The following is a 12073-nucleotide window of genomic DNA, read 5'->3' on the forward strand; positions in this document are numbered from 1 at the left end:
TGACACCAAGTGATTATACAACATAGAAAGACCGGACTCCTCCTCCCTGGGAAGGATGTTCCGGTCTTTCTGTAGACTGACTCTTATTAGGATTTGGAGTAGAGCGTGGGAAAATACTCTTCATTATCAAATTTCATCCCCGGCACCGGTCGTGCACTCAGATAGCGCAGATTATCGTGGCGTTGTCTGCTCTCGCGGTAATACGTATGGCCGGGCATCAGATGCGCGACAACGGAGAGTCTTGGATCCGGACTGTAGTTGGTGCCGGAACCGTGGAAGGTTAGGGCATGATGGAAGCTAGCCTGCCCAGCCTTCAGGATACAAGGCTCTTCAACCCAATCCCGCGTTGCAAACTTCGCCTTCAGCTTGCTCATGTCTTGCTCGAAGAATGTATCGCTGCCTTCTACTGCGCCCCACTTATGCGAGCCGAGAATCGTCATCATCCCGCCGTTCGACAGATCCGTATCTTGTAAAGCGATCCAAACGGTACACATATTAGGCGTGCTGCTGCAGCGCCAGTAACCGTAGTCTTGATGCCAGCCTACATTTCCCGCAGACGTTTCTTGACCGTTTGTGCCCGGTTTATAAATCACCTGGTCATGCCACAACCGAATCGATTCCTCGTCCAGCAGCTCGGCAGCCATTTTTCCTAAATTGCGATCGGTCACCACGGAGCGGACCTCATCGTTAATCCACCAGCCATTGTCGAATTTACGTAAAGCTAACGGATTGTCCGTTGGGTGATAGTGGTGCATCGGAAGGCCGAAGCCGTCATATTTTCTCGTCCATACTCGCTCATGTGCTTCACGCAGACGCGCAATCGTATCATCATCGATCAGCTTCGGACTGATCCAGTAGCCATCGGTATTAAATCGTTGTTTATCCTCTTCGGTGATGGTGTAATCAATAACTCCCATTACGTAAGACACCTCTTTCGCTCTCATCAATATAATTGTAACTGCTTTCATTGTAGAGCATGGGCAGCGTCGTTGACTTCCGAAAACCTATCAAATAGGATTAGAAACATAAGAGATAATTAGACACGAATGGAGCTGCACTTCCAAATGGCCAAAATCAGAAACGATGCGGTTCGCTGGGAGATAAACGATCATGCCGCCAATCGCAGGGTCGACTTTCCCGAGCTTATGATGCTGGGCTATGACCGTTTCCAGGAAGCCTCCCCGCTTGCGGATCACCAACATGATGGCTGCTACGAATTTGTGTATGTCGACAATGGCCGGGTGACTTGGGAAGTCGATGGCGATTACTATCCCTCCTTTACGGGACAAATCTTCCATACCCGCCCCGGTGAATGGCATCGCGCACGACTGAATTTTATTGAGCCCTGCAGTATCTGGTGGTTCATCTTACGCGATCCCGCCGACTATCCGGGCTGGTTGTCGTTCAACGATGAAGACCGGGATCAAATCCATCAAGCCTTGCTGCAGCTGCCCCGCATTGTTTCCGTAGACAGCCGCGTGCGCGAGCAATTCTATAAGCTCCGCAGCCTGCTGGAAGCAGAAGAACGCAGCGCAGCGTTCCGCGTGCGCCATCATTTGGTCGATATTCTGCTGCAGCTGCTCTATCCGCCTGCCGCAGCCCGTCAACTCCCGCTCGATCTGAAAGAATCGATGCTCGCGCTTACCGCCCAAATCGACGCCGCACCCGAGCGTCGCTGGAGCAATAAGGAGCTCGCCGCGCTCGCAGGCGTCAGCGAGTCGCACTTCTATCGGCTGTTTCACAATTTGCACGGCCAATCGCCGGCCAACTATATGGACCGGATACGGATCAACCGAGCCTGCGAGCTGCTTCGTCAGCCCGGCGCCAACGTGACGGCAGTCGCGCTCGACCTCGGCTACAAGACCAGTCAGCATTTTGCGACGGTGTTTAAGAAATATATTGGGGTGTCGCCTTCTAGCTGGCGTTCGTCATCCTAAAAAGGAGAGCTTGGCTCTGTCAGTGTGGCCTGTGTGGAAAATTCCGGGTCTCCCTAGATTCGCCTTAATCGAGTATAATGAAGGCTTATTGTGTGCATTTCAACAGGAGAACAACAGGAGAACCCATCTATGCGTATACTTCATCAATACCCGAAGGAAATCAAAGTTTTTCTCGCTGCCAGTCTGATTAATGCGATCGGAAGCGCGCTGATGTGGCCGCTTGTGACGATGTTTGTCTTCGATGAGCTCGGACGCAGCATGACCGATGCCGGATTTGTCATTCTCATTCAATCGATCGGCGGTATCGCCGGACAGCTGCTCGGCGGCGCGCTTTATCACAAAGTCGGCGTGAAAAAGCTGATCATCGGCGCACTCGCTCTAAATGCAGCAGGATTGCTGTTGCTTCCGGTGCTTAGCCACAATTGGCCTGTCTTTATCGCGATGATGGGTCTGATCGGACTGTTCAACGCGCTGTCCATGCCGGCCATTCAAGCCTTTATCGGCTTTCGCTTCGCAGATCAGCGGGGTGAGCTGTTCAACATCGTCTATGTCGCCAACAATATCGGAGTCGCAATCGGAACTGCGCTCAGCGGCTTCCTTGCCGACATTTCCTACTCGCTCAGCTTCTCGATGAACGGCGTGACGTCGGCTATCTTCGCCATCTTTTTCTTGTTCTACTTGAAGCAAGTTGGAACCGGCAGCGATACGGCAGCGGTGAAGATGAAACGGCTGTCTCCCCAAAATGAAAGTGTTTGGGCGCTGCTCCTGGATGTGCGGGTCTATCTGTTCATGGCCGTTGGCGCCATGCTGCTCAATCTGGGCAACAGCATTTGGAATACCGGGGTCTCCCCGTTCATCATCAGTGAAGGGCTTCCGAAGCAGATGTTCGGCTACCTATGGACGTTGAACGGCATTCTGATCTTCGTCGCACAGCCGCTGATCGGCCTGATCAAACGCTTAGCCGCTCAAACCATAACGGCTCAGCTAACTGCCAGCGCCTTGTTCTATCTATCCGGATATGCCGCTATTCTTATGTTTCACAGCTTTCCGGGCATGGTCCTCGGCATGGTGCTCACCACCTTCGGCGAGATGCTGATCGCGCCGGCCATTCCTGCGTTCCTCAGTGAGAACGGCGGCAAGCAAGCTCCGTTCTATCTCGGACTTGCCGGCGGCATCGGCTCCGCGGGGCGTGTCCTCGGTCCATACATGATGGGCCATTTGTACGATATCGGCCAATTGACGCCGGTAGCTTGGCTGGCTGTCATTACTGCGACTGCATCGGCGCTATTCTTCGTTATTCACTCGCTGATCAATCAGCGATGGATGAAGAAACAAGCGGCGACTGAAATGCAGCAACATACAGCCACAGTATCCCGTTAAAGCGATTGGAAGCTGAGCACACGGTTATCCGTGTGCTCAGCTTCTTTTATTTTGTCTGAAATCGCTGCTCCCTTATACTCGCCCCAATCCTTTCCACTCCGATAACGACCACAGAATAGCTGCTCTTGTCCCTTCAACTAACCATTTGCAACCTCCTCTCAACCCACCTCCCTCGCTCACAAACACAAAAGAGAGCATTTTAGTAAACCAACTCCATCATGTAATCCCCTCACTCCCCACAATAAAGCATCCCGATCGAAAATCTAAACAACCGTGGGGGATTTAGGCGTGTTGCCGGAACGGGGGGATTGGAGGTTGGTTGGGTTGCTGAGAGTTCGATTTGGTGACTTTCAGCTGGCGGAACGGGGGGATGAAGGTTAGTTTGGATGCGGAGAGTTCGATATCCGCACTCTCAGCCTATAGTTGAGCTTAGTTTTCGTGCTGAGAGTTCGCTTTAGGGGCTTTCAGCTAGCAGAACGGGAGATTGGAGGTTAATTTGGACTCTGAGAGTTCCATTTCCGCACTCTCAGCCTATAGTTGATGTTAATTTTCGTGCTGAGAGTTCGATTTGGCGACTTTCAGCTAGCGGAACGGGGGAGTGGAGGTTTAGTTTGGACGCCGAGAGTTCCAAATCCGTACTCTCAGCCTGTCGTTTAGCTTGGTTTTGTGCGAAGAGTTCGATTTGGCGGCTCACGGCTGCTGGCTTCGAAATCTAACGAATCGTAGGAGCCTTATTTCGCCGAATTTCACGACTCCGAAAATCTAACGAATCGTAGGAGCCTTATTTGGAGTGTAACGACTCCAACATACGCAAAAACCTTAAATAAGACCTCTACGATTCGTTAGAATTTTTTCGACGTTATTTCGGGCCAAATAAGACCTGTACGATTCGTTAGAGCATCCTGCGTGTGAACCGGAGGGAGTGAGGCGGTCGCGACGGCGGTCGCGTGTTGGTGCTTGGTGTTGGTGTTGGTGCTGGTGCTGGTGCTGGTGCTGCTGCTGGTGTTGGTGTTGGTGCTGGTGCTGGTGCTGGTGCTGGTGCTGGTGCTGGTGCTGGTGTTGATGTTGGTGGTGGCTGTGGGTGGAGGCACAGGTCAATCCGCGAACGAACATAAAAAAACGGAGCAGTAGTAAAACCTGCTCCGTTCCCAACCCTTACAGATCCAATTCCTTCTCAATCTTACGACGCTTACCCGTCAACTCATAAATGACCGGTACCACAATCAGTGTCAGCAGCGTCGACGTGGTCAAACCGCCGATTACGGTAATCGCAAGACCGCCTGAGATCAGGCTTGTTGTCGATTCCGAGAGCGCCAGAGGCACAAGCGCCAGGATCGTTGCGCATGCCGTCATCAGAATCGGTCTCAGCCTTGTTTTCGAAGCTTCGACCAGCGATTCGCGAAGCGGAATGCCTTCCTTGCGGTTCTTCTCAACGCGGTCAAGCAATACGACTGCGTTGGTTACTACGATACCTACGAGCATCAGCATCCCGATCATGGAGCTCATCGATAACGATTGGCCTGTGATCAGAAGCGCACCCAAGGAACCAACCGGTACGAAGAGCAACGAGGAGAGAATGATCAGCGGCGTCAACAATCCGCCGAAGGTCATGCTCATCACCAGGAACACAAGACCGATCGCTGCTGCCATCGCAATACCGATGCTTTGGAAGCCGCTGTTGATCATATCCTGGCCGCCGCCGATTTTCATTTCTACATTGCTTGGCAGCGACAGGCTGTCGATATCGTCCGTGATCGTTTTCGTTACGGCTGCCGTCTTGTCGGCTTCCTTCACGTTCCCCGTCACTTTCGCGGACATTTTGCCATCCTCATGATTGATTGCAATCGGAGCAATCGTTTCAGTCAGTTCAACGAGATCCTTCAGCTGCTTCATGCCGGCCGCAGTCGGAATCGTAATAGCTTCCAGCTGCGCCTTGGACGTAATTTGCTGCGCATAAGACATCGTAATATCCCAGCTCTTGCTGTCAAGCACGTAGCTGCCTACATCCGTCGGACGCAGCTGCTCGTTTACGGCACCCATGATTTGGAACGCAGACACGTTCAAATCCTTCGCGGTTTGATTCAGCGAGATGACCCATTTTGGCGTCGTATCCTTCAGGTTATTCGTAACATCTTTCATATCTGTGTTCGCGGTCATCAGCTTCTCAATTTGCTGCGAAGCTGTCGTGAGGGCAGCCATATCCTCGGAATACAAGCTCACTTCCACGCTGGTACCCGTTGGCGGGCCGTTCTGTTCGCCTTCTTTGACATTAATCGTGGCATCAGGTACATCTTTAGCCAACAGCTCTTTCAGATCCTTGCCGACATCGTCCATCATCGTGTCCATCGGCGTTCCTTCTGCGAATTGAACCGTGAATGCGGCTCTGTTCGACGTGGAACCGATTTGGATGAACGGATTATCCGCTCCGCCAATGGAAGCCTGATAATTGTCGACGCCTTTCAGATCCTTCAAGTAACCTTCTACTTTCTCTGCAGCCTCATTCGTTTGCTCAATGGTGCTTTGCGTAGGCAATTTCAATTCAATGCCGATCGAAGGCACGGAGCCTGCCGGCAAGAACGCTACGCCAAGCAATGGAATCGTACCGAATGAACCGATCAAGATCACAATGGAGGCGATTAACACCAGTACTTTTCGTTTAAGCGCACCACGGATCAGTTTCTCGTAGAAATCCATAAACTTGCCGCCTTCTTTATGCGGCTTGATGTGGTTGAAGAATTTCGCGCCCAGCACCGGAATGAGCATCATCGCTACCAGCAAGGAGCTGACGATCGAGATGACAACCGAGATTGCGAAAGGACGGAAGAACTCGCCAATGATCCCGGTAACAAAAGCAAGCGGTAAAAACACGACTACCGTTGCAATTGTCGAGGAGCCAACTGCGCCGATAACTTCCTTGGTCGCTTTGTAGGCCAGCTCCTTGCCGTTCATATCGCGGCCCTTCTCTTGGCGCCATCTGTAAATGTTCTCAATAACAACGATACTGTCGTCCACAATCCGACCGATCGATACCGCGATACCGCCGAGCGTCATAATGTTCAGGGTATAACCCATTTCGTTCATTAAAGCAATCGTTGCGAAGATGGAAATCGGCAGCGAGATGATCGAAATCAGGGTTGCCCGTATATTGCGTAAAAACAGGAATATAATGATGACACAAAACAGCGCACCATACAGCCCTTCTCGAATTAGCGAGGAAACCGACTTCTTAATTTCGGCGCCTTGGTCTTGAATCAGGTGAATATCAAGGTTGGCTTTAGTCTTGTAGGTTTCCAATACGTCCTTCACTTCATCGGATACTTCAGCTGTATTGGCATCCTGCGTCTTCACGATTTGAACGACGAAGCTGGCTTGGCCGTCAAAACGAGTGATTTCATTTTGCGTGGAGACTGTAGTGATCTTAGCGATATCCGACAGTTTGACCTTCGCCGCAGGCGCTTGTCCGCCCGCACCAGGTGCTCCAGCGCCTGCTCCACCGCCAACGCCTGCTCCAGGACTTAGTTCAAGATTATTGATTTGATCAAGCTGTGATAACTTACCGACAAGACGAATCGGAATCGATGTGCTGTCTTGACTTACCGAACCAAGCGGAAGCGCATAGTCAAGCTGCTGGATCGCCGTTTGGATTGCATTTAGCGAAATGCCGTGCTGTGCGGCTTTATCTTTGTCGACTTCGATGCGAAGCTCTTGCGATACGACACCTTTCAGCTCAACGGCGCTAACGCCGGTAACCTTCTTCAGCTTCGGCACGACTTGCTCTTCAAGCACCTTCTGCAGGGCAGACGGATCGTCCTTCGACGAGAAGATGGCCGCTTCATAGATCGGCGCCGCGTTAATATTCAGACGTTGAATCGTTAATTTGGCTTTCTCGGGTGTTTGAAGCTTCGCAATTGCCGCCTCAATATCCTTTACTTTATCATCCATGTTCGTTCCGAACGGATACTGCAGGATGACGCTTGCGGAATTCTCGGAAGTGGTGCTCGTTAAGGCATCGTAACCTTTGAGCCCCTGCAAGCTCTCCTCAACAGGTACCGTAACCTCGGACTCGATTTCTTCCGTTGAAGCCCCCGGATAAACGGCTTGTACGAATACGGCCGGAAATTCCACGTCCGGGAAGGTTTGCTGCTTGATCTGGGTGGCGGAGAAGAAGCCAAACCCGAGTACCATCAAGCAGAGAATAACGACTGCTACACTGTTCTTTAGACTGAATCGACTTAACCAACTCATGAATGTTATCTCTCCTCTTTCTCTATCTAGAGGTCAGTATACAGGAGAAATTTGAACTGAATATGTACTGGACATTACAAATCACGACACATGACCATCAGCATGCAGCGGCAGTCGCACCGTAAAAACCGTTTCTACGTCCGGTACGCTCGAGACCGTGATCTCGCCATGATGCAGATCGACAATTCGTTTCACAATGGAAAGGCCCAGTCCATTTCCTTTAACAGCATAATCCCTGGATTGATCCACTTTGTAAAATGGGGTGAAAATACGCTGCTGCTCCTCCGGCGGAATGCCTTTTCCATGGTCTCGCACCGTTATTACAGCCATTTCGCCGACTTGCTTCAGCGTGATTTCAATGCAGCTTGCATCCTGTGAAAACTTGATACTGTTGCTAATCAAATTATGCCACACCTGATCCAAACTATCCTTGTCCCCATGGATGGTCAAATCTTCAAGCTCCAGCTCGAATTCGATCTCTCGAACGCTCCACTGTGGCTCGCTTGCAATAATGATGCGGCGAATTTGCTCGTCCAGCCGATAATAGACGGGGTGGACCGGACCTTGATCCTGCTGCAGGACGGATAACCGCAGCAAATTCGCGCTCAGCCTTGCAAGCCGCTGACTCTCCTCTTCGATAATAGTCAAGTAATGCTGGCGCCCGGCCTCATCCATCTGTTTCGTCCGCAGCGCCTTCGAGAATCCGGTAATGGATGTCAGCGGCGACTGAAATTCATGCGCGACATTGTTTACGAAGTCGGATCGCATCTGATCCAGCATACGGAGCGACTTCGCCATCTCGTTGAAGCTTGCGGTCAGAGCGCCGATCTCGTCCTTGCGTTTGGTTTGAAGCTTGATGCCGAAGTCGCCCTGCGCCATCCGTTTCGTCGCCCGCGTCAAACGCTGCAGCGGCTTGACGATGAACCGCGAGGCAAGCAGGATGAGCAAACTGCCCATCGCGAGCACGCTGAGTAGAACGGTTAACATCACGCGGCGGAAGACGTCAAGCAAGTCATTTAGCTCCGGAGAAATAAACAGCGCATAGGGATGATCGCGGAATTCAAACGGCAGCCCGATCAATGTCGTCTCGGGGCCATGTTTATCATCTTGATTCATTTGTAAAGTGCCTCTATAGATACCGCCTTTAATGACATGTCCGTATTGCGCGGGAGTAATCGAGAACTGCGCTTTGGGATCGATTTCACTGCCGTATTTGACGGAAGCTCCTTGTTCGTCGACTATTTTCACTTTAAAGACCGGAATCAGCACAATGTTGCTCGTGACTTCATCCAGGCTGGCGGCAGATTGCGCTTCAGGCGCTTTCTGAATCATCATAATGATGCGCTTGCCGCTTTCGATCAGCTGCTCTTCCCCCAGCTCTTTAATACTGTTGCTGTATAGCCTCGTAGCCAAGAAGAAGGCAAAAATCAAACTCGCGATGACGACGCCGACGAAGACCAATACCGTTCGCACATAAAGCGACTTAATCATTCAGCACCTCGAGCCTGTAACCGAGTCCGCGAAGTGTCACAATTCGGAACGTAGTTTCATATTCTGCAAAGCGTTCCCTTAATCGTTTGATATGTACATCCACCGTCCGTTCGTCACCCTCATACTCGAATCCCCATATCTGCTCAATCAACGTCGCCCGCGTAAACAATTGCCCCGGATGGCTCGCCAATTTGTACAGCAGCTCGAATTCTTTCATCGGTATGGTGACAGCCGTGTCCGTATCTTTATAAATGACCTGATAGCCGATCCGGTCGAGTACGATGCTCCCGATCGCGACCATCTGGGAAGAAGTAATCCTATATCGCTTCAGCAGCGCTTTGACCCGGACCACCAGTTCCATCGGGTCGAACGGTTTCGTTAAATAATCGTCGGTGCCCAGCTGGAACCCTTTGATTTTCTCCTCGGATTCCCCTTTGGCCGTAATCATGAGAATGGGCATATCGCCTGATTCCCGCAGCTTCTTGCACAATTCATAGCCATCCATGCGCGGCATCATAATGTCCATAATGACCATGTCCACGGGAATCTCCTTGACATATAGCCAGGCTACTTCGCCATTTGCGAATTCCAATATTTCGAAACCCTCGTCGCTTAAATAAAGCCGGACCAATTCTCGGATATGTACATCATCATCGACTAGAGCAATTTTAACCATTCCTGAACCGCCTCACGTTTTTGTATGCTTTTGGTGCTTGCATCCGCAACCACAATATCTTATTATTACAAGATTGCTAGTAGAGTTGCTAGAGTGCCTACAAGCTTTTTTTCAGGGGAGGATCCAATGAAACGTTTTTTGCCACTGATCAGTATGCTCATTTTTCCGGTAATGGGCTGGCTGTATGCTTTAACGAATCGGCCCGGCGCCCAAGTCTACAGCTTGGTGACTGATCTGGATCGAGCGATTCCGCTCGTTAAAGTGTTCGTCCTGCCCTATTCGGTTTGGATTTTTTATATTTATTTGTGTTTGATCTATTTCTTTATAAAAGACCCCGCCGTATACAGACGCTCGCTTATTACCTATGTGGTTTGCGCACTGATCTGTTACGGAATCTACCTTGTCTTCCAAACGACTGTTCCTCGGCCTGAACTGGTCGGGAACGATCCGTTTACCCGCCTGCTGGGTTATGTGTATGGGCGAGATGAACCATTCAACTGCTTCCCGAGCATTCACTGCTTCTCCAGTTACATGGTGATGAAAGCTCTATATACCAGCAGCTTCCGCAACCGAATCAATCAGACACTGATTTACGGTATGTCTTCGCTTATTATTGTCTCGACCTTCTTTGTCAAACAACATGTCATCTTTGATGCATTCGCCGGCATTATTCTTGCCGATGTCGTCTACCGACTCGTCATGATGATCGAGCGCACCGCTACGGTTCGCAAGCCTAAACCAATGACGCAGCGCGCAAATATGTAAACGAGCAAAAAGCTGCTCCCCATCGTCTAATGACGCCGGGGAGCAGCTTTTTGAATTAGTCGCCGTTTAGTGACCCATCATCATAGCTGGATCAACCTGCTCGGCACCTGCAATGTCTTTCTGCGGCTTCGGTTTGCGAAGCAGAAGGCTGAACAAAATACCAAAGACGGTCAGACCAAACGATAACATAAAGGTATCGCTGTAGGCATTAACCGCAGAATCGATCGGATTGCCGCCGGCCGTCATATGATCGGTGACGCGGGTTGTCATATAGCCAGTAAGGCCGGCAACCGCGAAAGAGGTAACCACTTGCTGTGCTGCCGTCGTAAGCGGCGTAACACGGGAAACGAGATGACGCGGCGCGGAGTTAAGCACGTGCGTGTTCAAGGACATCATCGATAACCCCATACCCGATCCGATCATGAAGAGCGGGACAATGATCATAATCAGCTTCGTATCCACGTTGATGGTATGAAGCATGAACATCGCTCCGCCAACGAGCGTAAGACCGACCAATGCAAGCGGACGGGCACCGATCTTATCAAACAAACGGCCGCCAATCGGCATGAAGAGCATCGAACCGATTGCTTGCGGAAGCATAATAACGCCCGTTTCGAGCGGAGAATAATGACGAATGTTTTGCAGGAATACCGGCATGAGAATCATGGCGCCGAACAGGGCGATTTGAACGATCCACACCAGCAATGTGCCGCGTGTAAAGTCGGACGAACGGAATACGCGCAATTCGAGAAGCGGTTGTTTGTGACGAAGCTCCACGATAATGAACAGCAGCAAGGCAATACCGCCGACGATCAAACCGGTCAATGTATTGTCCGCTGTCCAGCTTGTGCGGCCGCCTTCGCTAACCCCGTAAGCCAGCGATGCAAACGCGATTGGCGCTAGAATCATCCCAATGATATCTAGGGCAGGCGCTTTGTTCTGCTCGAAATTCGGCAGATATTTGATGCCCACGATCATGCCGACGATACCGATTGGAAGGTTAATCAAGAAAATCCAGTGCCACGAGACCGCTTCGATCAGCCAGCCCGAGAGAATCGGTCCAAGCGCCGGCGCAAGCAGCATGGGGATACCCAGCATTCCCATAACCGAGCCGCGTTTCTCCTGCGGGGCGAGACGGAATATGATCGCCATACCGATCGGCATAACCATACCGCCGCCGAGCCCTTGAATGACACGGAACGCGATAAGCTGTTCAACCGTTTGAGCAGCTCCGCACAGCACGGAACCGATCGTAAATAACGCAATCGTAATCAAGAATATACGTTTAGACCCGAACTTATCGGTCATCCAGCCGGCGAGGGGAATAACGGCGGACAAGGCCAGCGTATAGCCGGTAAATGTCCATTGAACCGTGTTGATGGTCGCATCGAATTCGGTCTGGAATTTCGCCAGCGCTACGTTCACGACGGTGCTGTCCAGAATGACCATGATCATCCCGACGATTACAGCCATTAACGGTGCGATGATGGCTCTGATCGAAAACTCGGATGATGATGTTGTTGCTGTTGGTGATGACATCGTTCTACCTTCTCTCCATAAAATCCTTATTGTAAACACT

At 51.1% G+C, this 12073-nt stretch carries 9 protein-coding genes; 4 read left to right on the top strand and 5 right to left on the bottom strand.

Annotated features, from left to right (window positions below; translation table 11 throughout):
* Positions 1-86: 86 nt before the first annotated feature.
* Complete coding sequence (locus I8J30_RS03230; RefSeq protein WP_210655308.1) at positions 87-917, bottom strand: phytanoyl-CoA dioxygenase family protein; 831 nt, start codon at positions 915-917, stop codon at positions 87-89.
* 147 nt (positions 918-1064) lie between these two features.
* Between I8J30_RS03230 and I8J30_RS03235 the strand changes: the two genes are divergently transcribed.
* The 3 genes from I8J30_RS03235 to I8J30_RS03245 all read left to right on the top strand — a co-directional run bounded on the left by I8J30_RS03235 (position 1065) and on the right by I8J30_RS03245 (position 4448).
* A complete protein-coding gene (locus I8J30_RS03235) occupies positions 1065-1937 on the top strand; it encodes a helix-turn-helix transcriptional regulator (protein ID WP_210655310.1) in 873 nt (290 codons plus the stop codon).
* A 129-nt stretch (positions 1938-2066) separates the two neighbouring features.
* On the top strand, positions 2067-3317 hold the full coding sequence (locus tag I8J30_RS03240) for an MFS transporter (RefSeq protein WP_210655311.1): 1251 nt from the start codon (positions 2067-2069) through the stop codon (positions 3315-3317).
* Positions 3318-4280: 963 nt separating this feature from the next.
* Entirely contained in the window at positions 4281-4448 is a 168-nt protein-coding gene (locus I8J30_RS03245; RefSeq protein WP_210655313.1) for a hypothetical protein, read from the top strand.
* A gap of 24 nt (positions 4449-4472) precedes the next feature.
* Here the strand turns inward: I8J30_RS03245 and I8J30_RS03250 are convergent, their stop codons facing one another.
* The 3 genes from I8J30_RS03250 to I8J30_RS03260 all read right to left on the bottom strand — a co-directional run bounded on the left by I8J30_RS03250 (position 4473) and on the right by I8J30_RS03260 (position 9729).
* Positions 4473-7562 (bottom strand): efflux RND transporter permease subunit, encoded by a 3090-nt coding sequence (locus I8J30_RS03250; protein ID WP_210655314.1) that lies wholly within the window; start codon positions 7560-7562, stop codon positions 4473-4475.
* 81 nt (positions 7563-7643) lie between these two features.
* The gene (locus I8J30_RS03255) at positions 7644-9053 is read right to left on the bottom strand and encodes a sensor histidine kinase (protein ID WP_240547756.1); all 1410 of its coding nucleotides are present in this window, start codon (positions 9051-9053) and stop codon (positions 7644-7646) included.
* Positions 9046-9729: a response regulator transcription factor gene (locus I8J30_RS03260; protein WP_210655316.1), complete on the bottom strand. Its 684-nt coding sequence runs from the start codon at positions 9727-9729 to the stop codon at positions 9046-9048. The genes I8J30_RS03255 and I8J30_RS03260 overlap by 8 nt, the downstream gene beginning before the upstream one ends.
* 126 nt (positions 9730-9855) lie before the next feature.
* On the opposite strand from I8J30_RS03260, the gene I8J30_RS03265 reads away from it, so the two are divergent.
* On the top strand, positions 9856-10494 hold the full coding sequence (locus I8J30_RS03265; protein ID WP_210655318.1) for a phosphatase PAP2 family protein: 639 nt from the start codon (positions 9856-9858) through the stop codon (positions 10492-10494).
* A gap of 66 nt (positions 10495-10560) precedes the next feature.
* On the opposite strand, the gene I8J30_RS03270 is transcribed toward I8J30_RS03265, so the two are convergent.
* Positions 10561-12033, bottom strand: a complete 1473-nt coding sequence (locus I8J30_RS03270) for a DHA2 family efflux MFS transporter permease subunit (RefSeq protein WP_210655320.1) — start codon at positions 12031-12033, stop codon at positions 10561-10563.
* Positions 12034-12073 lie beyond the last annotated feature (40 nt).

This window comes from Paenibacillus lignilyticus (assembly GCF_017942085.1).
Taxonomy (GTDB): domain Bacteria; phylum Bacillota; class Bacilli; order Paenibacillales; family Paenibacillaceae; genus Paenibacillus_Z; species Paenibacillus_Z lignilyticus.

What these genes read in the sequence shown, in the direction of transcription:
- I8J30_RS03255 (WP_240547756.1), bottom strand. Translation starts at nt 9,053, where the DNA reads ATGATTAAGTCGCTTTATGTGCGAACGGTATTGGTCTTCGTCGGCGTC.
- I8J30_RS03235 (WP_210655310.1), top strand. Translation starts at nt 1,065, where the DNA reads ATGGCCAAAATCAGAAACGATGCGGTTCGCTGGGAGATAAACGATCAT.
- I8J30_RS03230 (WP_210655308.1), bottom strand. Translation starts at nt 917, where the DNA reads ATGGGAGTTATTGATTACACCATCACCGAAGAGGATAAACAACGATTT.
- I8J30_RS03250 (WP_210655314.1), bottom strand. Translation starts at nt 7,562, where the DNA reads ATGAGTTGGTTAAGTCGATTCAGTCTAAAGAACAGTGTAGCAGTCGTT.
- I8J30_RS03265 (WP_210655318.1), top strand. Translation starts at nt 9,856, where the DNA reads ATGAAACGTTTTTTGCCACTGATCAGTATGCTCATTTTTCCGGTAATG.
- I8J30_RS03260 (WP_210655316.1), bottom strand. Translation starts at nt 9,729, where the DNA reads ATGGTTAAAATTGCTCTAGTCGATGATGATGTACATATCCGAGAATTG.
- I8J30_RS03270 (WP_210655320.1), bottom strand. Translation starts at nt 12,033, where the DNA reads ATGTCATCACCAACAGCAACAACATCATCATCCGAGTTTTCGATCAGA.
- I8J30_RS03240 (WP_210655311.1), top strand. Translation starts at nt 2,067, where the DNA reads ATGCGTATACTTCATCAATACCCGAAGGAAATCAAAGTTTTTCTCGCT.